The 25,078-nt window shown below is 32.0% G+C and carries 22 protein-coding genes; 10 read left to right on the top strand and 12 right to left on the bottom strand.

Annotated elements, in window-relative coordinates; translation table 11 throughout:
* Positions 1 to 98: 98 nt before the first annotated feature.
* The 5 genes from C8N26_RS08020 to C8N26_RS08000 all read right to left on the bottom strand — a co-directional run bounded on the left by C8N26_RS08020 (position 99) and on the right by C8N26_RS08000 (position 7,472).
* Positions 99 to 725: a hypothetical protein gene (locus C8N26_RS08020; protein ID WP_120186832.1), complete on the bottom strand. Its 627-nt coding sequence runs from the start codon at positions 723 to 725 to the stop codon at positions 99 to 101.
* Positions 726 to 921: 196 nt separating this feature from the next.
* The gene (locus C8N26_RS08015; RefSeq protein WP_120186831.1) at positions 922 to 1,719 is read right to left on the bottom strand and encodes a TrmH family RNA methyltransferase; all 798 of its coding nucleotides are present in this window, start codon (positions 1,717 to 1,719) and stop codon (positions 922 to 924) included.
* A gap of 366 nt (positions 1,720 to 2,085) precedes the next feature.
* The gene (locus C8N26_RS08010; RefSeq protein WP_120186830.1) at positions 2,086 to 3,384 is read right to left on the bottom strand and encodes an amidohydrolase family protein; all 1,299 of its coding nucleotides are present in this window, start codon (positions 3,382 to 3,384) and stop codon (positions 2,086 to 2,088) included.
* A 19-nt stretch (positions 3,385 to 3,403) separates the two neighbouring features.
* Positions 3,404 to 6,346, bottom strand: a complete 2,943-nt coding sequence (locus C8N26_RS08005; RefSeq protein WP_120186829.1) for an amidohydrolase family protein — start codon at positions 6,344 to 6,346, stop codon at positions 3,404 to 3,406.
* Between the two features lie 76 nt (positions 6,347 to 6,422).
* Entirely contained in the window at positions 6,423 to 7,472 is a 1,050-nt protein-coding gene (locus tag C8N26_RS08000) for a WD40/YVTN/BNR-like repeat-containing protein (protein WP_120186828.1), read from the bottom strand.
* A gap of 152 nt (positions 7,473 to 7,624) precedes the next feature.
* Here C8N26_RS08000 and C8N26_RS07995 point away from each other — a divergent pair, with 152 nt between their 5' ends.
* Positions 7,625 to 8,578: a patatin-like phospholipase family protein gene (locus C8N26_RS07995; RefSeq protein ID WP_120186827.1), complete on the top strand. Its 954-nt coding sequence runs from the start codon at positions 7,625 to 7,627 to the stop codon at positions 8,576 to 8,578.
* 2 nt (positions 8,579 to 8,580) lie between these two features.
* Positions 8,581 to 9,477 (top strand): DUF72 domain-containing protein, encoded by an 897-nt coding sequence (locus tag C8N26_RS07990; protein WP_120186826.1) that lies wholly within the window; start codon positions 8,581 to 8,583, stop codon positions 9,475 to 9,477.
* Between the two features lie 282 nt (positions 9,478 to 9,759).
* Here C8N26_RS07990 and C8N26_RS07985 read toward each other — a convergent pair whose 3' ends face one another.
* Positions 9,760 to 11,208: a S41 family peptidase gene (locus C8N26_RS07985; RefSeq protein WP_120186825.1), complete on the bottom strand. Its 1,449-nt coding sequence runs from the start codon at positions 11,206 to 11,208 to the stop codon at positions 9,760 to 9,762.
* Between the two features lie 249 nt (positions 11,209 to 11,457).
* Here C8N26_RS07985 and C8N26_RS07980 point away from each other — a divergent pair, with 249 nt between their 5' ends.
* From C8N26_RS07980 to C8N26_RS07940, 8 genes are all read left to right on the top strand, one after another.
* Entirely contained in the window at positions 11,458 to 11,967 is a 510-nt protein-coding gene (locus C8N26_RS07980; protein ID WP_028891866.1) for an RNA polymerase sigma factor, read from the top strand.
* Positions 11,954 to 12,424 carry a DUF3290 family protein gene (locus tag C8N26_RS07975; protein WP_120186824.1) on the top strand — a complete coding sequence of 157 codons (471 nt, stop codon included), beginning with the start codon at positions 11,954 to 11,956 and terminating at the stop codon, positions 12,422 to 12,424. The genes C8N26_RS07980 and C8N26_RS07975 overlap by 14 nt, the downstream gene beginning before the upstream one ends.
* A gap of 40 nt (positions 12,425 to 12,464) precedes the next feature.
* On the top strand, positions 12,465 to 12,980 hold the full coding sequence (locus C8N26_RS07970; protein ID WP_038005742.1) for a DUF4252 domain-containing protein: 516 nt from the start codon (positions 12,465 to 12,467) through the stop codon (positions 12,978 to 12,980).
* A gap of 58 nt (positions 12,981 to 13,038) precedes the next feature.
* Positions 13,039 to 13,599, top strand: coding sequence for a DUF4252 domain-containing protein (locus C8N26_RS07965; RefSeq protein ID WP_120186823.1), 561 nt, complete (start codon positions 13,039 to 13,041; stop codon positions 13,597 to 13,599).
* A 76-nt stretch (positions 13,600 to 13,675) separates the two neighbouring features.
* The gene (locus tag C8N26_RS07960; RefSeq protein ID WP_120186822.1) at positions 13,676 to 15,634 is read left to right on the top strand and encodes a Kelch repeat-containing protein; all 1,959 of its coding nucleotides are present in this window, start codon (positions 13,676 to 13,678) and stop codon (positions 15,632 to 15,634) included.
* A gap of 101 nt (positions 15,635 to 15,735) precedes the next feature.
* Positions 15,736 to 18,183 carry a M1 family metallopeptidase gene (locus C8N26_RS07955; RefSeq protein WP_120186821.1) on the top strand — a complete coding sequence of 816 codons (2,448 nt, stop codon included), beginning with the start codon at positions 15,736 to 15,738 and terminating at the stop codon, positions 18,181 to 18,183.
* Positions 18,184 to 18,289: 106 nt separating this feature from the next.
* Positions 18,290 to 19,489, top strand: coding sequence for a hypothetical protein (locus C8N26_RS07950; protein ID WP_317124622.1), 1,200 nt, complete (start codon positions 18,290 to 18,292; stop codon positions 19,487 to 19,489).
* A 256-nt stretch (positions 19,490 to 19,745) separates the two neighbouring features.
* Positions 19,746 to 20,354, top strand: coding sequence for an alpha-ketoglutarate-dependent dioxygenase AlkB family protein (locus C8N26_RS07940; RefSeq protein ID WP_028891870.1), 609 nt, complete (start codon positions 19,746 to 19,748; stop codon positions 20,352 to 20,354).
* 96 nt (positions 20,355 to 20,450) lie between these two features.
* On the opposite strand, the gene C8N26_RS07935 is transcribed toward C8N26_RS07940, so the two are convergent.
* From C8N26_RS07935 to C8N26_RS07910, 6 genes are all read right to left on the bottom strand, one after another.
* Positions 20,451 to 20,894 (bottom strand): hypothetical protein, encoded by a 444-nt coding sequence (locus tag C8N26_RS07935; protein ID WP_028891871.1) that lies wholly within the window; start codon positions 20,892 to 20,894, stop codon positions 20,451 to 20,453.
* 157 nt (positions 20,895 to 21,051) lie between these two features.
* A complete protein-coding gene (locus C8N26_RS07930) occupies positions 21,052 to 22,164 on the bottom strand; it encodes an ABC transporter substrate-binding protein (RefSeq protein WP_120186819.1) in 1,113 nt (370 codons plus the stop codon).
* 12 nt (positions 22,165 to 22,176) lie between these two features.
* On the bottom strand, positions 22,177 to 22,704 hold the full coding sequence (cobC, locus tag C8N26_RS07925) for an alpha-ribazole phosphatase (protein WP_120186818.1): 528 nt from the start codon (positions 22,702 to 22,704) through the stop codon (positions 22,177 to 22,179).
* Complete coding sequence (locus C8N26_RS07920) at positions 22,689 to 23,459, bottom strand: adenosylcobinamide-GDP ribazoletransferase (protein ID WP_120186817.1); 771 nt, start codon at positions 23,457 to 23,459, stop codon at positions 22,689 to 22,691. Before C8N26_RS07920 ends, cobC begins: the two co-directional genes overlap by 16 nt.
* A 2-nt stretch (positions 23,460 to 23,461) precedes the next feature.
* Positions 23,462 to 24,499, bottom strand: coding sequence for a nicotinate-nucleotide--dimethylbenzimidazole phosphoribosyltransferase (gene cobT, locus C8N26_RS07915; protein ID WP_120186816.1), 1,038 nt, complete (start codon positions 24,497 to 24,499; stop codon positions 23,462 to 23,464).
* Positions 24,500 to 24,502: 3 nt separating this feature from the next.
* On the bottom strand, positions 24,503 to 25,006 hold the full coding sequence (locus tag C8N26_RS07910; protein ID WP_120186815.1) for a bifunctional adenosylcobinamide kinase/adenosylcobinamide-phosphate guanylyltransferase: 504 nt from the start codon (positions 25,004 to 25,006) through the stop codon (positions 24,503 to 24,505).
* Positions 25,007 to 25,078: the final 72 nt, after the last annotated feature.

The following is a 25,078-nucleotide window of genomic DNA, read 5'->3' as shown; positions in this document are numbered from 1 at the left end:
ATTAACTTTGCAAGTACACACCAAACTGAAAATCCTCGCGGATTTTCAGAAGTAGGCGAGAACAAGCAATTACTTATAGCCATTGTTGTAAGCCGTTTTTATATTATCGGTTTCCAAATATTTTCTGTCGGTTTCTTTCCTGTTAAAACCTCCAGAATGTTTGTTATAAAATCGTTTTCATTTTCTCCGCTATTCTCAATCATTTTTTTAAAACCCATTGTTCCAAGTGAAAATAAATGAGTTATATCAATTCGCCATACTTTGTCCTCACGATAAAAGTGAAAGAAAAAAGGTGTTCTTTGTCCATTAACAACAAATTCTGCTTTTGAAAAATCACCATTTGTAACGACATCTCCCAATTCAGCATTTACAACACTATTTTTTCCAACCATTCCATTGTCAATTGCGTAAACAAATAAATCTTTACCATTAAAATTCAGTAAATCCTTTTTGTCTACTCTATGTCGCATAGTCAATACGGTGAGTTTGTCAATTATTCCCATTGAGTCTACTTCTAATGAATCAGCCGTTTTAACTTTATCCAAAATAGTGGAATAGTAATTCATAGTCCGACTATCAACAAAATCAACAGCTAATTTTCCTTTATCGGTGAGGATTGCACTTTTATAATTCTCAAATGATTTTAAAACCAATTCTTTGTCCGATTGTGAATAGCTGTTAATAGCTAAAAAAAACAGAAATGTTAATGTAATTATTTTTTTCATATTTTTTTGTTCAAATGGCTTACAACTCGTTATAAGAGAACAAAAACTACTTTTATCCGGAGTATTCAAGGTGATAAACGGGAGTTTTTAGCAATTTTTAGTTCTTTTTTATTAGCGTTAGCCAAGATAAAACAAAATAAAAAACCGCACAAAAATGTACGGTTAAAATAATGTTTTTCAGTATTGATAAGTAAGTTTACTGTATAAAATTACGTTGTCGTTTCGCCTCAAAAGTTAAGATAGCTGCAGCAACCGATACATTCATAGAATCTATTTCTCCTTGCATAGGAATATTGATATTCTGAGTAGCTTGGTCTCGCCAAACTTGCGTTAGCCCTGTAGCTTCGGTACCTACTACCAAAGCAGTAGCCTTAGTATAGTCGTTTTTATGGTACTCGTTTGAGTTTTGTAGGGTAGCACTGTAAATATGAATGTTGTGTTCTTGTAAGAATGCTATAATGTCTTCAGAAGTACCTGTAGCTATCTGATTGGTAAATACACAACCTACACTAGAACGTATAATATTAGGGTTGAATAAATCCGTTTTAGGGTTGGCAATAAAAACAGCATCTACATTCGCAGCATCAGCAGTACGTAACATAGCACCAATGTTTCCTGGCTTTTCAATACCTTCCATAACCAAAACTAGTGGAGTAGTGGAGTTGAATTCAATACCTTCTAAATCGAAATTTTTAGTTTTTACCACTGCAATAATACCCTCGGTAGTATCGCGATAGGCAAGTTTTTGATATACTTCTTTCGTAATTTCGATGCAATTAGCAGCTTGATTTTTTATTTCGGTCAGTTTTTCTTCTGAGAAAAGTTCAGCTACAAAGAGTACAATGTCAATTTCATATCCACCTTTGAGCACTAACGAAATTTCGCGTTGCCCTTCTACTAAAAAAAGTCCTTTCTTCTTACGTTCTCTAGCTTTTTCTTGAAGCTTTAAAAGCTCTTTTATATAGGCGTTTTGTGTACTGCTAATCTGTTTCATCTTTGCAAAAGTACGAATATAGACTTAATCAATTACCTAGAGATAAATACATGAGTGTAGAAAAGAAACGATTTAAAGTCAAGTAGCAAGAAATTAAATATTTGGCTATCGTTCTACGATAAAAAAAGCTCGGATAACCGAGCTTTTTAAAATATTTCTATGTCATTTCGAACATAAGTGAAATGGAAGGAGAAACTTGAATGAGATTTAGCTTCACTGAACCTTGCGGTTTCTAGCTATTGCTCGAAATGACTAAATGAATTGTTATCTAGATTCCTTCGTCAAACTTCCTCGGAATGACGTTAAGATTGTTGTCATAGCGAGGAATGTTAATGACGTGGTTATCTCTTAGTTTAGAATGACGTTCTATTGATTTTTATATTTATCAGAATAACGTTTCCATAATTTGGTTTGGTGCGATTCTAAACTGATTTTTCTACCTTGAATAAAAGCTTCGTTTAAAATATTTGTACGCATATCTAAGGCATCTCCTTCAGAAATAAATAGGGTAGCATCTTTACCAACTTCTAAAGTACCTACTTTGTCATCAATACCTAAAATTTTGGCATTATTACCTGTAATTAACTGCACTGCTTTTTCTTTATCTAACCCGTAAGCAGCATAAGTACCTGCATAAAAAGGAAGGTTACGCGTACTCATACGTTCCATTTCTCCTTCCATACCTAAACCAACTAAAATACCTGCATCAGCTAATAATTTGGCTGCACGATAAGGTCTGTCATAATCAGTATCTTCACCATTAGGCAAACGGTGAGCGCGTTCTAAAATAACAGGAATGTTGTTAGCGTTTAATAAATCGGCTACTTTTTCAGCTTCTTGTCCGCGTACAATAACGATGTTTTTAATCCCTAGTTCTTTACAAGTGTTTACTGCATCGGTAATTCCTTTTTTACCCGATACGTGTACAAACATTTTTTGAGAACCGTTTAAAACACCTTGTAAAGACTCATAAGGTAAGTTTTTAGTCGACTTATTACTAGCTAAATAACTTTTTGCGTTGGCAAAAAAGTCTTTAAACTCTTCAATGCTTTTTTGATAGTCTTTATTTGGTTTTAAACCAGGATCTTCTCCCATCCACCAACGACCACGGCTAAAAGCATTAGGCCAGTTCATATGAATTCCGTCATCAGTTTTGATAGAAGCATCTTCCCAATTCCAAGCATCTAATTGAACAACAGAAGAGGTACCAGAGATAACTCCACCACGAGGAGCTACCTGTGCCATTAGTACTCCGTTAGGACGCATAGTTTCCACCACCTTACTTTCGGTGTTGTAGGCTATAATGCTACGAATGTGAGGTAACATAGTACCAACTTCGTCAACATCTCTTGTAGCACGAACAGCGTCAATTTCTGCTAGACCTAAAGAGGTGTTTGCTGCAATAAATCCTGGATATACATGTTTTCCTCTAGCGTTTATAACAGTACCCATGCGGGCAATTTTCATTTTAGCGCTTCCTACAAATTCAATTTTTCCTTTAGAGAACATAATTAAAGAGTTTTCAATCACTTCTCCGTTACCTAAATGTGCCGTAGCACCTTCAATAGAATAATCTTGAGTTTGTTTTGGTGCTGGTGTTTGTTGGGCTAGCATGTTTCCTAAGAATAAGAAACATACCAAACTATATATTAATTTAATTTTCATGTTTTGTATTTTTAAGTTCTTACTCTGTATCACAGTGAAATAATTTTTGAGTTTTTTTCTTAGGTGCTTGTGTTTTACCACCTTTTAACTTCTCTTGTAACATCATATTGATCAATTTAGCACGTTCTGCTTTGATAGCTTTACGCTTTTCTAAATCTTTTTCAATATCGAAGTACATTGCTCCATCAATAATTGTTTTCTCTGCTTTTGAGTAAACAGATAAAGGGTTACCACTCCATAAAACTACATCGGCATCTTTACCTACTTTAATACTTCCTGTACGATCGTTTAAGTGTAATAGTTTCGCCGGATTGATAGTTACTGTAGCCCAGGCTTCTTGCTCGCTCATTCCACCATATTTTATCAATTTAGCTGCTTCTTGGTTTAATCTACGAGACATTTCAGCATCATCTGAATTAATGGCAACAGTAACTCCTTGGTTGTGCATAATTGCCGCGTTGTAAGGAATAGCATCGTTTACTTCATATTTGTATGCCCACCAGTCAGAGAAAGTAGAACCACCAACTCCGTGTTCTTTCATTTTATCAGCAAGTTTATATCCTTCTAAAATATGAGTGAACGTGTTGATGTTAAAGTTGAACTGCTCTGCCACTTTCATCAACATATTAATTTCAGATTGTACGTAAGAGTGGCATGAAATAAAGCGTTCTTTATTGATGATTTCTGCTAAGGTTTCTAACTCAATATCTTTACGATATGGTTGTCCGCTTTTCTTTTTTACATCGTATTCTTTTGCTCTTTGGAAGTAGTCAATGTAAACTTGCTCAACTCCCATACGAGTTTGTGGGAAACGAATGGTGTTTGAATCTCCCCAGTTAGATTGTTTTACGTTTTCACCTAAAGCAAACTTGATAAACTTAGGTGTATTGTTGTATAATAATCCGTCAGCGTTTTCTCCCCATTTTAGTTTAATGATAGCAGAGCGCCCACCAATAGGGTTAGCAGAACCATGTAAAATTTGAATAGAGGTAACACCACCAGCAATGTTTCTGTAAATATTAATATCGTTAGGGTTAATAACATCTTCAATAGTTACTTCAGCAGAAGAGTTATGACCAGATTCGTTAATTGCTGAAGCAGCAATATGTGAGTGCTCGTCAATAATACCAGCGGTAAGGTACTTGCCTGTTCCGTCAATTACTTTTGCACCTCTACTAGATAAATTTGATCCTATTTTTGATATTTTTCCGTCTTTAATTAGCACATCAGTATTGTTCAATACTTCGTTGTTTTCAGAAGTCCAAACAGTAGCATTTTTAATTAAAATAGTTTCTTTTTGAGGTTTAGCAGCATTACCATAGCCTATATTTGGAAAAGAAACACCAAAAACTTCAGGTGTTTTATCATCTTTTTTCTTGTCTTTCTTTTTCTCATCTATTTTAGATGTATACGTAGCTGCCCATTTACTTTCGTTTCCGTTATTATCTATAGCGGTACCTTTAATTTGCTTGTTGTCTAATTGACCTGTTAAACGTGTAAAGTTATCACCTTCTCTTAAAGTAATGTTTACCCAATCATTAGCAAATGAAAAGTTTGAATTGATTTTTTCTTCGCCTTTTTTAATTTCTGCAGCTTGTTTTGCTCCTGAACCTGTAATAGCCATGGTATATGTTGAACCATTAACATTTAAGGTGTAGTTTCCAGTAATATCTTTAATATCCATCGGATTGATAACATTCTTAGCTCCTTGAACCCAATTTTCAAATAAGGTTGTTTTTGAATCAAAAATATCTCCAGAAGTAATTAAAAAGTTAGCATAACTACCCGCTTTTAAGTTACCTATTTTATTGTTTTTTAAAATAGTTGCAGGAATTGTTGTTAAAGCTTCTAAAGCGGTAGTTTTATCCAATCCGCGAGCAATAGCTTTTTGTAGGTTGGTGCTAAAATCTTTTACATTTTTTAAATCATGTGTAGTTAAGGCAAAAGGAATTTTATTATTAGCAAATACAGCAGGATTTGAAGGCTCTTGATTCCATGCACGCATATCACTCAACGCAATTTTATCCGTTAAAAACGGATTAGATACATCATAAGCTTTTCTGAAATTGATAGGAAGGATATAAGTAGCATTTGTAGCTTTTATATCGTTAATTCTTTCGTACTCATTTCCACCACCTAAGATGGTGTATTGAATACCAAATTCGTCACCAATTTTATCAGCTCTTAAGTTATCTAAATAACCACCTGCATTAAAAATTTGAGGTAAGTTTTTGTTATTGTTTAAAGCTTCTAAAGCTAAATCAGTGTTTTTAGCATTTCCGTTAGCATACCAATCAGCATCTAAATAAGTTTGGCGTAATAAAGCCATGGCTCCCATACGAGAAGTAGGGTAACTTTGACGTGATTTTACACTTTTAGAAAATGATAAGTAGTTTCCAGACTTTTTATCTAAAATTCGATATGCATCAGTGTTATTAGGATTTAAGGCAACTAACATTCCGTTTCCTTGCATAATTCCATCTTCTAAGTGCGTATTAACAGCACCAAAACCAGCCGCTAATAATTCTTTAGCTTTTTTATCATCAAACTTGAATTCAGAAGTTGGATTTATATCAGGACGAATATGATCGTTCCAATAATATCCTTTTCTAGCGGCATCATATTGAGGCCTTTGTCCGCGACCACCTTGTCTTTTGGGCTTTTCAATACCAAAAGTAGCATAAACATCTACAAAAGAAGGGTAAATAGATTTCCCTTCAAGATCGATAGTTTGCGCCTCGGTAGGAATAGAAACTGATTTACCTACAGAAACAACTTTTCCGTCTTTAACAAGTAATGTTCCCTTTTTTATTGTTTGATTAGGGGTAACATAAATGGTAGCATTGGTAAATGCATATACATTGTTTTTGGAAGACTTTACACCAGTATTGGTAGGAAAGTACTCTTGTGCAAAAGAACTACTAATACACAAGGATAAGAGTAAGAATAGTATTTTTTTCATTGAATATTGAGTTGATTAGTTTATAAAAGTATGCAGTTAAAAAGGAATAAAAACCCTTTTAACAAAACATTAAGAATTAGTTAAGAATTAGCTTTCCTATTTTTTCGTGTCCTGATAACCAAGCAGTATTACTGTCTACAAATTGAATAGCATAGTACCCGTCTTTACTAACATCCTTCCAAGTATGCCCACCATCATTAGAAAATGAAACTCCAGTTTTTCCAACGGCAAAAATTTCTTTTCCGTTGGTGTTAGGCACATATTGTACACAGCTTTTATAATTAGGGTTGGTATTGTTAGCTACGAGTGTCCATGTTTTACCTCCATCAGTAGTAATAGCTTTATTAGCGTTATTGTCTTCTGGCTTTGAGTAGTTTCCTCCAATGGCAATTCCATTATTTTCATCATAAAAATCGATTGAGTACATTCCTTGTGGTCCGTCACCTTGTACAATTGGTGTATCAAATATCTCCCAAGTATTACCAAAGTCAGTAGATTTTAAAATACGTGCTTTTGTTCCACCAGACCCAATCCAAACAGTATTATTTACGATTGAAATATTGGTGTTACTAGCAGCAAAAAAAGCTTCACCATCTTCAAAAGTTGGTAATTGTGAACAAGGAAGTTTAGTCCAAGTATTTCCTCCATCCGAAGTAAGAATAATTGACGGACAGTCTTCTGTAGGGTCACCAACAGCAATTCCATGCTTTCCATCAGCAAAGAATTTCATACTGTCGTAAAAAACTTTTTCATTTTTTTCAATATAAACTAATTGGAGCTCCTCTTGATTTTTTTTATATAGTAGAGCTGGATTTGCTACTGATAAAGCAAAAATAGCATTGTTATTTTGGGCAATACTCCTAAAATGTGGGATGATAGAATCGTTGTATTTCAGTTTTTGAGTGCTCCAAGTTTTACCTCCATCTATAGTAGTTGTAATATCTCCTATAGAACCCGCATAAGTTAATGTATTTGCATTAATGGCTAATATAGCTCTGATACTAGTGCTGTCTTGTTTGATTTCTGTAATCGTAACAGAGTTAATAGTTCTTGGAGTGTATTGTTTTTCTGTTTTACAAGAAAATAGACTAAAAATGACTAAAAAAAGAATAACAAATCGTTTCATATGTTTGTTTTAGTTGTTTTTGGTGATTGTAGCTAACCTCTATTATTTAAAATAATCATTAAACATATACAGGAAAGATTATTTTAAAAATGTTGGTTGTATATTTTTGATATTTTTACAGAACTAAAAATAGATAAATCAAACTTAATTCAATGAAAAAAGCCTTGGTAATTTCAGGAGGGGGAAGTAAAGGAGCGTTTGCAGGTGGAGTTGCACAATACTTAATGAAGCATAAAAATAAAGATTACGATATACTTTTAGGAACTTCTACAGGTAGTTTAATGGTATCGCATTTGGCTTTAGGTATGGTTGACGAGCTGAAAGAGGTATATACTTCGGTAGATCAAAAAGCTATTTTTAGTAACAGTCCGTTTAGAGTAAAATCAGTCCATGGTGAAAAAGTGGTGTCAATACGACATAGAAATACTTTTTGGAACTTTTTAAATGGAAGTAAAACCTTTGGTGAGAGTAAAAATTTACGTAAGCTTATAAAAAATAGCATAACCAAAGAAATGTATGATGAGATTAGAAGATTGAATAAAGAAGTGGTAGTAACAGTTTCTAATTTAACAGCGAATCAAATTGAATATAAGTCTATTTTAGAGTGTGAATATGAAGATTTTTGCGATTGGATTTGGGGTTCGTGCAACTATGTGCCATTTATGAGCTTGTTAGAAAAAGATCATTGTCAGTATGCAGATGGAGGTTTTGGAAGTTTAATACCTATACGAGAAGCAATTTCTAGAGGAGCTACAGAGGTAGATGCGGTAATTTTAGCTACCGAAGTAACACAAATGAATAGATTGCCAGCAAAGAACCCTTTTTCATTGATGATGGATACGTTTGATTTTATGTTAGAAAATGTAGAACGACATAATATTACCATAGGAAAATTATCAGCAAAACAACACAACGTAAAGTTGAATTTATATTATACACCAACCGTTTTAACTACAAATTCTTTAGTTTTTGATAAAGAGAAGATGAAGCAATGGTGGAAGTCAGGATATAATTATGCTAAAAAGCTAAATGATGATAGAATGACAGAATTTAGACCAGAAATGGTAGATAACCAAGAAATTGAAGAAGGAATAGAAAACAGTTAAGTATGAAGTTTGGAAAGGTTGAACACCCAGAGTTAATAGATTTTACATTACCAAAAACACACCCTAAAACAATAGAGTTGTTAAGTTCTTGTGAAAAGAGTAATGATAAACCAAGTGTTTTTGTAGGTTGTGCTAAGTGGAACAAAGCCGATTTAAAAGGGTTTTATCCGAAAGGAACAAAAGATGAATTAGAATACTATTCGAAACAATTCAATTCTATCGAGTTGAACGCTACTTTTTATCGTCAGTTTTCTGCAGAACAGTTTGCTAAATGGAGAACAAAGACTCCTAAAGGTTTTAAGTTTTTTCCAAAGTTAGGGCAGGAGATAAGTCATTGGAAACGATTAGAAGGAGTTCAAGACGCTGTAAATATCTACTTAGATAATGCTTCAAATTTAGAAGAAAAATTAGGAACCATCTTTTTACAATTGCATTCTAATTTTGGAGCTAAAAACTTTGATAAACTACAAAATTTTGCTGTGAGTTGGCCAAATGGAATTCCGCTAGCTATAGAAGTTCGTCACCCTGATTGGTTTGAAGACAGAGAAGTGTTTGATGAATTTACCCAATTGTTAGAAGAAAATAATATAGCTAATGTATTGGTGGATACAGCAGGTAGGAGAGATATGGTACATATGCGATTGACCAATAATGAGGCCTTTATACGTTATGTAGGCGCAAACCATCCAACGGATTATACACGTTTAGACGATTGGATAGTTCGTTTAAAGGAGTGGAGTGATTTAGGTTTGAAGAATATTCATTTTTTTATTCATCAAAACTTAGAAGTGGAATCTCCTTTATTGGCGGCTTATTTTATAAAAAAGTTGAATAAAGAATTAGGAATTAATTTAAAGATTCCTAATGAAGAGAATAACCAACAAATGAGTTTGTTGTAAAACACAATTATATAATGCTTGAAATAGTTTTGCAGTTTTTTAGAGAGATTTTGATGGTGATTCCAGGTGCTTTTATCAGGTGGGTTTTTCTCTCAAAAGAGAAAAAATTAAAAGAAGTTATTTTAGAAGAGAGTCCGTACAACTATATACTTAGTTATATGTTTATAGGAGTTTTGGTTTTTATTATTGTATTTTTTAAATAAACTTTTCTTCTGTCGAATGTAAATGATACAAAAAATCCAGCTAAGTAGCTGGATTCTTTAGTTATATAGGGTAATTATATTATTTCAAGTCAACATACATATTATTGTAATCAGGGTTTGTCATAGAAGAATTCCAAGCTGGAGAAAATTGAACTCCTTTTTTCATTGTGGGAACTCCTTTTGATCCCGTAGTAATATATTGAATAGTTCTTTCTAGCAAAGGCTCAGTAGGATCTCCTAAAACACCTAAATCCCCAGGATCCTCATCTATAAGAATATCAGGAGTAAATCCTTCAGGAGAATTTTCTCCATCAACATTTTGAATTTCAGAAACAATAGGCTGTAGAGCCCAAGTATGACTTTTTAAATTATCTCCATATCGAGTATAATCGTCAGAATCGTATAAAGTTATGGAACCAACATGCTTTCCATAAGTTTGAGCTCCTACTAGTTTAACATCAATATAGGGTTTAAGAGAATTGATTATGACTTCAGAAGCAGAGGCAGAATTACCAGAAACAATAAAATATACCGTTGTTAAATTCAAACTGTTAATAGCTTCTTCTAATACAATAGTACCTTGCGGATCTGTATTTTTAATTTGATTTGTAAAATTATTAATGAATGCTTCAGCAGGGCGAGAGTTCATTACTTTTTGATTCCATAGTTGTTTTGCAAACAACTCATCAGTAAATTGTCCAGTAATCATACTACCTAAATAGGTAGCTGTTTGTAGAGAACCACCACCGTTGTAACGTAAATCTATGATTAAATCAGTAATTCCAGCAGCTTTAAAGCTTGCAAATTCAGCATTTAAATCGCCATCAAAATCTTTAGAAAATTGATTGTATAGTAAATAACCAATTGTATGACCTCCATCTGTAATTACATTACTTACTTTAACAGGGTTTTCAGTTATTTGTGATTTGTTAACAGTTATTGTTGCTCCGTTGCTAATAGGATTTCCACCGTTATAGTCGGCTAAATGAATGGTAAATGTTTCATTAGCAAATAAATCATTCACATTAGCTCTGGTTAAAGTTGTTCCGTTGACTTCAGTAATAATCATACCTCTGGTTACTCCTTGTACTTCAGCATCTGAACCAATTACAACATCGTATACATATACATAATAACCACCAGAACCATTAGAAAAATCAGCTCCTATAGCTTTTATTCCACTTGTTAATCGTGTACCTGCTAAAGATTGCTCAAGCGCAATATAGTCATCTACAATCCAAGAATAAGTTTTATTTGGATCTTGCGGATATTCATTATCCATGTACAATAAGCTATAAAAAAGATCTACAGGGTCATCATAACCTGATAAATAACTATATATTTCGTTATCGTTACTAAAACGTCTATCATCTAAATCAGGAACTAAATCTTGCCATAAGTAGTATGCATTTAAGCCTCTCCAAACAAAATGTTGAACTTCTATGTTTTTAGGGGCATCATCTTTTTCACTACAAGAAACAATAAGTATAGAAAATAAGAGAATAAGGGCTGTTTTTACTATTTTCATCTATTTTAGATTTTTGTAATTGTTTGTTTTATTAATGATTTAATCAAGTTACGTGTGCGTGGTATACCTAAATGCCCATTATGGGCTTTAATAAGAGTATATTTATTGTAATACCAACGCAAGTTAACGAATAATATTATTTTTTTTATTATTGATGTAACAAACTTGAAACTGTATCGTCGTAGTTATGTAAACCTGATAAATAAGAAGTGTTTATTTTAAAGGATTACACAATTAATCAACTAAACAATGAACCAAACAGACTTTTTAAAAGTTGTATTACCATTTAAAGACAAAGTCTTTCGTTTAGCGAAAAGATTGTTGGTTTCTACAGAAGAAGCTGAAGACGCTACGCAAGAATTGTATTTTAAATTGTGGAGGAATCGGGAAAAACTGTCCGACTACAAAAATGTAGAGGCATTTGCGATGACGATGACGAAAAATTATTGTTACGATCGATTAAAATCGAAGCAAGCAAGTAATTTAACGTTGGTGCATAGCAATTATAAAGAAAAAGAAACATCGTTAGAAAAGAAAGTAGAACATAACGATAGTGTAAACCAAGTACACCAGCTCATTGAAAAATTACCTGAACAACAAAAAATAATCATTCAGTTACGTGATATTGAACAGTACGATTTTGATGAAATATGTAAAATGGTAGATATGAAACCTACCGCTGTAAGGGTAGCATTATCAAGAGCAAGAAAAACAATAAGAGAAGAACTCATTAAAAAACATAACTATGGAGTTAGCTAACATAGAGAAGTTATTAGAAAAATATCTAGACGCAGAAACAACTTTGCAAGAAGAAAAAATGTTACAAGAGTATTTTACCTCAAACAATGTGGCACCTCATTTGCAAGAGTACAGTATGATGTTTGGTTATTTTAAACAAAGTAAAGATGAAACCTTTACCCAAACCATTCAGTTAAAACCTGAGAAAACTAAGAAGAACTGGAAATGGTTGTCGGTAGCAGCGTCAGTAATCTTACTATTTAGCGTATTTATAGGAAACGAAGAATACCAAAAGCATCAACAACGTAAACAGTTTGCGCAAATTAAAGAAGCGTTACAACTAGTTTCAGTCAATTTAAACAAAGGAAATGAAGCCATATATGCCGTTTCAAACAACCTAAAAAAAGGGAGTGATGCGATTGAACATTTAGAAACCTATGAAGAAACAGTAAATAAAGTAATAAACACTGTAAATTAATTAAGAAAGTAAAACCAAGTACTTATAAACAAAAGAAATCATGAAAAAAGTAATAGTATTATTAGCATTAGCATTTGTATCTAACTTAAGTTTCGGACAATCAATTTTTGATAAGTTAGAAGATTTAGATGAAGTTTCATCAGTTGTTGTAAACAAAGATGCTTTTGAAATTTTGTCAAAATTTAAAGTAGAGTCTGAAGATAATGAAGCAATGGAAGTTTTTAAAATGATTCAAGACTTACAAGAGTTAAAAGTATTTTCTACAGAAAATGCTGCGGTAGCTGCTCAAATGGAGAATATGGTAAAATCAGCCGTAGGAAAGAGCAATTTAATTGAATTGATGCGAGTAAAAGACAAAGATTCTCGTGTAAAGATTTATGTTAAGGCTACTAAAAACAAAGATTTTGTAAGTGAAGTGTTAATGTTTGTAAAAGATAAAGATTCTAAAAACGGAACACCAGAGTCTGTAATTGTTTCTTTAACAGGAAATATAGATATTAATAAAATGTCTAAACTAGCAGAAACGTTTTCTAAAGACGGAAAGAAAGATAAATAACAAACAAACAGAGCAGCGTTAATCCGTTAACGCTGCTTTCAATCAAAAACTAACAACAATGAAAAAACTATTTATATATTCAATGTTATTAATAGCATTTGTAACAGTTTCTTGTAAAACTGAATCGTTACAAAGTTATTTGGTAGAAAGTCAAGAGAAAGAAGGTTTTATGACGTTTGATTTACCAGCAAGTGCACTTCAATTAAGCATGGATAAAGCTTCGGAAGAAGATAAAAAAGCCTACGAAAGCATAAAAAAAATAAATATTACTGGTGTTCCTTACAAAAACTTAGATGAGGCTAGTTATGAATCTGAAAAAGAGAAGTTAAAATCTATTTTAAAAAAATCAAACTATAAAGAGTTGATAAAGTTTAAAAAAGACGGAGCCAATGCAGCAATTTATTATTTAGGAGAAGCAGATGCTATCGATGAAATAGTCGCTTTTGGTTATGGAAAAGGAATGGGAGTAGGTGTAGCACGTGTTTTAGGAGAAAACATGGATGTTAATAAAATTATGGGAATGATGCAGAAAGCTAATTTCGATGCAGGAAATGTTGACCTAAAACAATTTAAAATGATTTTAGGTGATAGTGATATAGTCTCAGAAAAAGCTGAATAATCGTTATTTTAAAATATAAAAAAAGCCATCAGGTTACCTGATGGCTTTTTTTATATTTGTGAAATAAAAATAGAAAATGGATTATAGAAAAAAGGTATTAGCTTTAATAGGATTGTTAATTATTTATTCTTGTGGAGGGGATGATAATGACGTTAAAGAAGAAGTTAAAGTAACTAAGGTTAAAAATGTTTCACCTTCTACAATAGGTTATCTAGATGAATTTACTATTACAGGTGATTTTTTATATGAGACTCCATCAATTAAACCAAGAGTTTTTATAGGAGGTAGAGAACAAAAAGTGATTGAATATTCAAAAAATGTAATCACAGGTGTTTTAAATAGCTTTCCTCATGATGGTAACTTAACTCTTTATATAGGGGAGTTTAAGTATGAAGGAATTATTAATATTTCTCCACCTACAATAGAAAAAACGAATAAAGAATCATATGATTTTGGAGAAGAAATTATTTTAGATGTAAAGAATTTTTTCAAAGACTATGTAAGTTTGGGAGATACCGGTATAAGTTGTTTAAATGAAGTAGATGATTTAGGAGAGGAAAAAGTAGTAATAGAAGAATGGTCCAAAAGAATAGACAAAGAAAAGTTAAAGTTTAAAAAAGGAGGAAAGCTTAAGTTAGCAATAACAAACATACAAGGAATAGATACTTTAGATATTCAAATAAACGATCCAATTATAGAAAGCACTAACAAGAATGAATTCATATATGGTGAGAAAATAATTTTAAAAGGAAAAAATTTTGTTGATGAAAATTTTTCTAAAATATATGTTGATAATGAGTTAATAGATATTTACTACACAGGAAAGGTTGTTAATGATAATATAGAATTAGCATTAAATTTTAAAGAAGGAGAGCATAAGTTAGTTGTAGAGAGATTTGGTCAGAAGTCTAATGAAATAATATTTAAAATTAAGGAGACTAAAATAAATTCAATAAATAAAGTAGAAGGATCGAGAGGAACACTTTTTACTATTGAAGGAGAAAATCTAAATCAAACAATAATAAAAATAGATAATAAAGAGTGTGATATTTTTTATGCAGATGAGTTTAGAATTGATTTTAAATTACCTTTTGATTATAAGTTAGCTCCTTCATTTGATATAGAAGTTTCTAATCATAACGGTAGTAAGTTTTTTAGAGGATTGAAAGGTGTTGAACCTCATGAAATAATAGAAAATACATGTGATGACGTAATTAATTTTAATGAATATCATTTGTCTTTTTCTGATGATAATAATTGGTTTTTTTTAAATCAAGGTGGGGTTTATAAATACTCTATTCAAAATGATAAGTGGGAGGTGTGGGATAGTAATCCTCCTCCTATAAATAATACAATCATTAATGGTCCTAATACCTTTCCAGTTAATTTAATTAATTCAAAAGCATATTTTGTTAGGTGGGGTAAGATATATATCTATGATACAATTAATAAAACATGGGAAGAGGAGAGTATTGAGGTAGATTATTCTCAAGGAATATATGTTGGAGGTTTTGTTTATGGGTCAAGAAAAGTTATACAAAACGAGTGGACAATAGGGTTTTATAAGTATAATACAATTACTCATGAAGAAACAAGAATAGATATACCTTCGACTTTAAGTTTAAGTTTAAGTTCTGGGAAAATTTATTTTAAGGAAGATAAAATATTTATTTCATCTCATAACAGCCCAGTTCATATGTACGATATTAAGAACGATAAATGGGATAATTTAGGAACCCCAATATTACGTCCTAATTATTCAGAAAACTTTCAATATTATCGTCAATCTATGTATTATTATAAAGATAAATTATATTTAAGTGGAGGTTTGAGTTATTCAATAATGAGGTTTCATGTTTCTGAATATGATTTTAATTTAAGGAGTTGGAAAACAAAAACACCAATGTTAATGAAAATGCAAGACCATGCTTCGTTTGTCCATAACAATGTAATGTATTTTGGTTTAGGTTTAAGAGAGTATTTTTATGAGAATATATATATAGATAAATATTATTTAAATACAGAGCCCTTGTAATATAAAGAAGCCATCAGAAACCTGATGGCTTTTTCTTTTTAACGGGGCATTAACAAGCCTCCCAATAGAATTTCATATTTTTGAACTCTAAACAAAAAAATATGAAGTTTCAAAAACTCCTTGTTGTCGTAGTTACCCTTTTTACAGTAGCACTATACTCTCAGTCAGATAAAGTATATAGAGCTGAAAGAGACAAAGTTCATAGTTTAATTCATACGAAGTTAAAAGTAGATTTTAATTTTCAAGAGCAAGAAATGAATGGAGAAGAATGGGTAACTCTAAAACCACATTTTTACGAAACGGATAAAGTTACTTTAGATGCTAAAGCAATGGTAATTCATAAAGTAACAATGAATAATCAACCATTAGATTTTAATTATGATGATTTTGAGTTGGTTATTAATTTACCACGTAAATACAATAGAAAAGAAGAGTTTACACTGTATATTAAATACACAGCACGTCCTGAAAGAGTAAAGCAAAAAGGAAGTGCTGCAATTACTTCAGCAAAAGGACTGTATTTTATCAATCCAAAAGGATTGGACAAAAATAAACCTACTCAAATTTGGACGCAAGGTGAAACTGAAGCGAGTAGTTGTTGGTTTCCAACAATTGATGCGCCGAATCAAAAGACATCACAAGAAATTTATATGACAGTTCCGCAAAAGTATGTAACGCTCTCTAACGGGAAATTAGAAAAGCAAACTACCAATGCTAATGGAACTCGTACTGATTATTGGAACTTTACTCAAAAACATGCTCCGTATTTATTCTTTATGGGAGTAGGAGAGTATGAGATTATCAAAGACAAATACAAAGACATTCCAGTTGATTATTATGTAGAAAAAGAATATGCTCCGTATGCAAAAGATATTTTTGGAAATACACCAGAAATGTTGGCTTTCTTTTCTAAAATAACAGGAATAGAATATCCATGGAATAAATATGCACAAATTGTTGGTCGCGATTACGTTAGTGGAGCAATGGAAAATACCACAGCAGTAATTCATGGAGAAAACGCCTACCAAACACCAGGGCAATTAATTGACGAAAATGTACAAGAAAATACAATAGCTCATGAAGCTTTTCATCATTGGTTTGGTGATTTAGTAACTACTGAAAGCTGGAGTAACTTAACCGTAAACGAGAGTTTTGCGAATTATAGCGAGTATTTATGGTTAGAGCATAAGTACGGAAAAGATGAAGCAGATGCACATTTGTTTGAAGACAGCGAAGCCTACAAACAAGGACAAAATTATGACAAGCATTTAGTTCGTTTTTATTACGATGATAAAGAAGATATGTTTGATGCGGTGAGTTACAACAAAGGTGGAGCTATTTTACACATGTTACGTAACTATGTAGGAGATGATGCTTTTTACACAACATTAAACACTTATTTAACCGATTATAAATACGGTACAGCAGAAGCACACCAATTGCGTTTAGCTTTTGAAAAAGTTACCGGAAAAGACCTAAACTGGTTTTTCAATCAGTGGTATTTTAACAGTGGTCATCCAAAATTATCTATTTCGTATGATTATAATAAGCTACGTAAAACAGTAACTATAAATATCATGCAGACTCAAATGAATGAGTTTAAATTCCCATTTGCGATAGATGTTTTTGAAGGAGGTAAACGTACACGTCATAATGTTTTTGTGGATGGTAGAGATGCTTCGTTTACTTTCCCTTTTATCAAACAACCAGATTTAATCCAAGTAAATGCTGATGGAGTATTACTATGTGATATCAGCGAGAATAAAGTATTGAGTGATTATATCTATCAATTAAAACATGCTCAAAACTACGTTCATAAAAGAGAAGCTTTGTTAGAAGTAGTAAAACATCAAGATGATAAAAATGCTTTTAATGCAGTTGCAGGAGCAATGAATGACGATTTTTATAAAATCAGAATTTTAGCGTTGGAAAACATTAATCTAATCAATAAATATTCAAAAAAGAATGTGATTGATAAAATTATGAGAATGGCTAATAACGACCCTAAAACATTAGTACAAGCTGCTGCTATTGAAACTTTAGGAAAGTTAACAGATCCTGCATTAAAATCAGTGTTTGATAAAGGTTTACAAAGTAAATCATACTCGGTATTAGGTAAATCATTGGTAGCAATGTATTACATCGATAAGCAGTTGGCAATAAGAAAATCTAAAACGTTACCGTTAGAAGTAAAAAAGATTGTAGCTACACCGTTAACACGTATTTATTTAGAAGAAAATGACGATACAGAGCTAAGTTTTATTGCAGGTAATGTTATGGCAGGAATGTTCTTAAGTCCGAATAAGAAAATTCAATCGTTATACAAAGAAGCGTTTGATAAAATTGGAAAAAGTAATAATACAGAAGCCATTCAAAATTTAACGGATGATATTGTAGCAAAAGGACTTCAATACAAGCAATATAATTTTGATAAAGTAGGAATCAATTTGTTACGTCAATTAGTAGAAATGCAAAAGGCTAACAATCCTTCAAACATTGATAATAACTTACGAGTTATACAAATAGCAACCGCAAAATTGTTAGAGTAAACAAAATTAAACTCTTAGCACATATTATAAAAATCATAAAGTTTAAGTTAAAAAGAATACTTAGTTTTGGCACAGAAATTGAATTTTCTAGCGAAACTTAAACTTTATGATTAAAAAAACTACCCTACTATCTATTTTTTCAGTACTAGTATTAGCGTCTTGCAGTAGTGTTAAAACTACCGAGAAAGCTATTAATTCTGGTGATTACGAAAAAGCTATTTCTTTATCCATAGAAAATTTAGCAAAGAATAAAACGAAGGAGAAAAACCAGCCGTATGTGTTGATGCTTCAAGAAGCTTTTGCTAAAGCAACTCAAAGAGATTTAGACCGTATTTCGTTTTTAGAAAAAGAGCAAAATCCGTCGAATTTAGAATCTATTTATAGTTTATACCAACGATTAAACAATCGTCAGGAAAGAATAAAACCATTATTACCCTTACGAATTTTATCTTCTGGAAGAGATGCTAAATTTAAAATGGAAAATTATGCTGATAGAATTATTGAAGCTAAAGAAAACTATGCCGATTATTTATACGAAAATGGAGTAGCATTGTTGAATGACGGAAAGCGTAATAAAATTAATTACCGACGTGCTTTTGATGAACTAAGACATTTAGATAAAATCAACCCGAATTATAAAGACACAAGAGCGTTAATTGAAGAAGCTCATGAGTTGGGAACAGATTTTGTACATGTATCGGTAAGAAATAAAACCAATCAGATAATTCCGAAAAGATTAGAAAGAGATTTATTGGCGATTGATACTTACGGATTGAATGATTTATGGACCGTATACCATGCAAATAAAGACAGGAAAATTCGTTATGATTTTGATTTGGAATTAGATTTTAGAAATATTGAAATTTCTCCTGAGCAAGTTCGCGAAAAAGAAATCATTAAAGAGAAAAGAATAAAAGATGGTTACAAGTACTTGTTAGATAACAACGGTAATTATGTAAAAGATAGCTTAGGAAATAAAATAAAGGTAGATAAATACAAAATAATTCGTTGTAAGTTATATCAATTTACGCAGTTTAAAAGCAGTAGAGTTAGTGGAGTTGTAAAGTATATTGATAACAGAACGAATCAATTATTAGAAAAGTTTCCTATTCAAAGTGAGTTTGTATTTGAACACGTATATGCCGATTATGACGGAGATAAAAGGGCGTTAGAAAGTTCGTTTTTAGATTTGTTGAATGAAAGAGTAGTGAGTTTTCCATCAAACGAACAAATGGTATACGATACTGGTACCGACTTAAAACAAAAACTCAAACATATTATCACACGAAATAAGTTTAGAAATTAAAGTACTAAAGCTCCTGTAGATTACAGGAGCTTTTTATTATATTTGAGTTATGGAAAAGGATTTAAACACAATAACTTTTGAATACCAAAAGCCAAATAAAACTAGCTTGTTTTTTAAATTATTAAGTGTGGTTTTGATTATAGTCTTTTTATTTAATCCTTTATCTGAGTTTGTTGATGTTTTCAGAAAAAGTTTGCCTCATGGTTGGTGTTGTCAACCTAATTTATGTAATCTAAGTACTTACCATTTTTTATAAATGGATTTATTCTCACAATTTGATGATGTTCCTAAAAACTTACTTCCAAAAGATGGAACAGTAAATTACTACGGTATTGTTCTACCAAAAGTGGAAGCAGATCATTATTACGAGGCTTTATTAAACTCTATTGAATGGCGTAACGACGAAGCTATTATTTTTGGTAAACGCATGGTAACCAAACGAAAAGTAGCTTGGTATGCAGAACAGCCTTTTGAATATTCGTATTCGAACATTACCAAAACAGCCTTACCGTTTACGAAAGAATTGTTAGCATTAAAAGAATTGGTAGAGAAGAAAACCAAGGAAACCTATAACTCTTGTTTATTGAATTTATACCACGATGGATCTGAAGGAATGGCGTGGCATAGTGACGGAGAAAAAGATTTAAAAAAGAACGGAGCCATAGCTTCGTTAAGCTTTGGAGCAGAAAGACGTTTTGGTTTTAAACACAAACAAACCAAAGAAACGGTGTATAAAGTATTAGAACACGGTTCGTTATTGGTAATGAAAGATGAAACCCAAACTCATTGGCTTCACCGGTTACCACCTACAAAAAAAGTCCACCGACCACGCGTAAATTTAACGTTTAGAACGATTGTGAGGTAGGTCAGCTTATTAGACAAGTATGTATAAATGTAGGCGATTATAGGGTAATTCACTTTTAAGTTTCATAAAAATTGAAGTAAATGACTATTTTTGAATTTAAGATTTTAACGATAATGCGATTAGAAGAACTAAGAAAGCTCCTAGAAAAGTTAATAGTTGACTTTTGAAAAGGAATTTATTCATGTTCTCCAAACATGTGCACTCAGCTTCTATTTTCTTAAATTCTGGATTTTCACTAGGCTGCTCAAATCTCTTTACAATTCTAGATATTTTATACTTTAGTCGATAGTTTTTTGATTCATTTATAGCAATCCAAATCCCAATTGAGATAGGTATTATATATCCAATTGCAGAGATTTTAAGAAGGATATTAACAAAAAAGCTAAGTTGCTTGTCTGAAAAAATAAGTGATGAAATGAATCCAGTCAAAGCAGTTGATATAAAAATGAATAAGTTTCGCACATACGATAATTGTTTAACATGCAAGCTTTGCCAAGATTTGATATCATATGATTCAATTAATTCGTCTTTTTTCCTCATAGTTGTCTATAATGTTACTAAGGATATGATTTTGTTTTAATGAATTATACCCAAATAATAACGAAGTTAATATTTTTAAAGACTAAAAATCAATATAAACTTAATTCTTTTTTAGTCAATTCAAAATTCGTAATTCTCCAATCATAATTCAAAAAACTTACTCAACTTCCTTATAAAAAGTCAATTTATATTCTGGTAACAAATTAGGATGCGTAATCTTTATTAAGTCTTTTAATACTAAATCTGGTCGTACAGGAGAGAGTTCAAAGTAAATTAAACCACCTGTTTCTCCTTTGTTGTGCCCGATAGAAAATATTTTATTATTGGTAAAGGCATCAAACTCTTTGTAGTGAATATTAGCGGTAGTTAACTGTTCTTTGGTAGCATACAAGCCACAGTTAAACCAAAAATCGGCATGTTGTCCTTTTTCCAATACGCTTTCAAAACTTAAAGGTAAACTACCCGTTCCTTTGGTGTCTTTCCATAAGTAATTTAAGTTGGCGTCGTTGTAAAACGTCGCAATAAAACTTTCACCCGCAGGAACATTCCAAACATCTTTAAACATGCTTCCAGATAAAATAGTAGGCTGTTTAGCGCTGTTTTTAGCAATTTCTTTAGCTTTTAGGTATTCCTTTTCTATGTTGTTGAAAATACTGTCTGCTTCCTTTTCTTTTCCGTATAAAGCCCCGAAAAATTTAATCCATTCAGCTCTTCCTAAAGGAGTTTCTTCTAGCCAATCTCCATTAAAAATTACAGGAATCCCTGTTTTTTTGATGTTTTGGTATAGTTTCGTATTTGGATGTAGGGCGAAACCAACAACTAATTCAGGTTCAATATCAATTAACTTTTCAGTATTCATGTCTTGTTCCAAGCCTAATTCAACAATAAAACCTTTGTCAATTCTATTTCTTGTTCTTTTTGAAGAAACATATTTGGTATGCGGAAAACCAACAATGGTGTTTTCAGCATTCAAAAGTTCCAACATCGGAACATGCGTAGTACTGGTAACTACCATTTTTTCTACAGGAACTTTAATTTCTTTTTTAGTAAGGTTGGTTTTGTCGGAAAGGGTGTAAGAAAAATATTCGTGCGAGCTTTGAAAAGCTTTTTTTATGACTAATTTTTTTGCTCCGTTTTCTGAAATGATATCAAAGCCTTTGGCATATTTTACAGTGCTTTTAGCAGGCTTCTTTTCAGTGGTTTTTTTAGTTTCTTGTTTACACTGTGTGAACAGAAATAATAAAGAAAAAATAAGTAAATAACGTTTCATAGTAATAAGTTTTTATAAGTGGAAACTAAGGATGTCCCCGTAGTTTAGTTTAAGTTCAAATGATTTTTCCAACGGAATATTGTTTGTATACGCCCAAAGACTTCTCATTACACCCGCATGGGTAACTAGCACGACTTTTTGATGGTTTTTGGCTTTTAATTCGGTTAAAAAATCGGTGGTTCTGTTGTGTAAATCGATATAGGATTCTCCGTTTTTAGCAGGTGTTTTTACAAAATCGTTCATCCAAACATCGAGTTCTTTCTTATCAATATCGTTCCATTTTTGTAGCTCCCAATCACCAAAATCAAGTTCTTTCAATCGATTATCAAAAATTACTGTAGATGAAAGTTTTTCAGCTAAAAGTTTACAGCGTTGTAAGGGACTGCTGTAATATGTTATATCGGTATCGTTAACAGGAACTTTTTTAAGGATAATACTCACTTCTTCTTCAAAAGTAGTTGTTGCCCCAATATCAGCTTGACCATAGCATATACCTTTGGCGATATTTGGAGTTGTATGTCGTACTAAAATAACTTCCATAAAGCGAGTAGACTTAAATAAAAAACAATTTCAGATACTTGTTGCAAAGCACCCGCACAATCTCCCGTTTGACCTCCAATCCATTTTTTAAAGAAATGCCCTATATACAAATAGGTAAGTAGTAATGGGAGCAACACCAAAAATATCATTGGCTTTTGAAAGAAAAATAAAGGAACTATTCCAAAAATAGCTGAAATGAGTAGCGATTTACCACTCATTTGTTTGGTTGTTGGCTTTATTTTAGAGCTGTCAATATCTCTTACATATTCATGTGTATATAACAATATAGTTGCAATAAATCGGCTTATACTATGTCCTGAGATAATTACTAGAATTAAATTAACGGATAGGTTTTGTAAATGATATAGAGTTAAAAACTTTATAGCTAGGATAAAGACCAAACCACTCACACCAAAAGTTCCAAGTCTGGAATCTTTCATAATGGTTAAAATCTTTTCTTTGGTCCATCCACCACCAAAACCATCACATACATCAGCAAATCCATCTTCATGAAAAGCTCCTGTAATCCAAATAGAACTAATCATACTAATTACAATAGCAATATCCGTAGGAAAAATATAAGAAGAAGCGAAATAGGTTAGTGCCGCAATGCTTCCGACTACAATTCCTACCAAAGAAAAATAACGACTGCTTTTGTTGAGTATTTCGGGTGAGTGATTTACCCATTTAGGACATGGAATGCGTGTGAAAAATAATACAGCAGTTAAAAAATAATGGATTTGTTTTTTTATCATAACTAGGCTTCGCTAACATTGGCACTTTTAAAAGTAGCCATTTCGTTTAAAAAGTTTACACTCGATTGAATAATAGGAAATGCAATTGCACAACCTGTACCTTCACCTAAACGTAAACCTAAATTTAAAAGCGGTTCAGCATTTAAAAACTCTAACATTTTTTGATGACCTTGTTCTCCTGAATTATGACAGAAAATACAATAGTCTAGAATATTAGAATCCATTGCATGAGCTGCTAATAGGGCAGAAGTAACAATAAAACCATCAATAAGTAAGGTCATTTTTAAAGAAGCGGCTTCTAACATAGCACCACACATCATTACAATTTCAAACCCGCCAAAAGCAGTTAAGGCTTCCATAGGTGTTGAAATAGAATCGGCATGTAACTTATAAACCTCACGTAATGTGTCGATTTTTGTTTGTAGTCCTTTATCATCAACTCCAGTACCTCTACCAACACATTTTTCAATAGGTGTATTGGTAAAATAACTCATTAATAAAGCTCCAGATGAAGTGTTGCTAATTCCCATTTCACCAAAACCAATAACATTAGAACCTTCACTATATACTTTTCTTACCAATTTTCTTCCTTTTTCCAAAGCTTCTTGATAGTGTTCTAGCGTCATGGCTTTAGTAGTACTATAATCTTGAGTTCCTTTAGCTACTTTAGCATCGGTAAGTTGAGGATGTGCTTCAAAATCAGTATTTACACCAGCATCTACAATGTTTAAAAGAATATTATTTTGTTTACAAAATACATTGATGGCAGCACCTCCTTGCAAAAAGTTAAATACCATTTGTTGTGTAACCTCTTGTGGGTATGGACTCACTTTTCCTGTAGTCGCAATTCCATGATCTCCAGCAAAAACCATAATAGTAGGTTTTGATAGTACAGGTGTAGTTGTATTTTGAATTAACCCAATTTGTAAAGCAATTTTTTCTAAACCTCCTAAAGCACCAACAGGTTTGGTTTTAAAGTTAATTTCTTCTTGAAGTTCGTTTTGTAGTTCTTTTGATAAGGGAGTTATAGTTGTTGTCATGTGTTATTTTAAAGTTAAAGGAAGTCCAGATACCATAAAAGTAGCTTTGTCAGCCAATTTTGCTATGTGTTGATTCGTCCAACCTTGTAGTTGTGTAAATTTTCTTCCAGATTCAGAATTAGCGTGTAATCCCATACCAATTTCATTAGAAATGATGATAATATTGGCGTCAATTTCAATCAATTTGTTTATTTCTTCTTTGGCGATTTCTAGTGCTTTTTCAATATCATATTTTGTATCTACAAAGAAATTTGTTAGCCACAGCGTAACACAATCGATAACCACAGTTTGTTTTTCAGAAATTACTTTACTTAACCATTTTTCTTCTTCAACAGTGGTCCAACGTTCATCTCTATCAGAAATATGCCTGTCAACTCGTTGTTTAAAATCTTCGTCCCAAATACGAGAAGTTGCTAGGTAAATAGGGGTTTCAGATAAAGATTCTGCTAGTTTTTGAGCATAGCTACTTTTACCTGAGCGTTCACCTCCTGAGATATAATATATCATGAAATCGCATTTTATTTTGACACAAAGATTGGAAAGATTTTTAATAAAAAACAAATTAAAATAGAGAACTGT

The sequence above is a fragment of the Tenacibaculum lutimaris genome (genome assembly GCF_003610735.1).
GTDB lineage: Bacteria > Bacteroidota > Bacteroidia > Flavobacteriales > Flavobacteriaceae > Polaribacter > Polaribacter lutimaris.
This window is presented reverse-complemented; position numbering and strand designations above follow the sequence as displayed.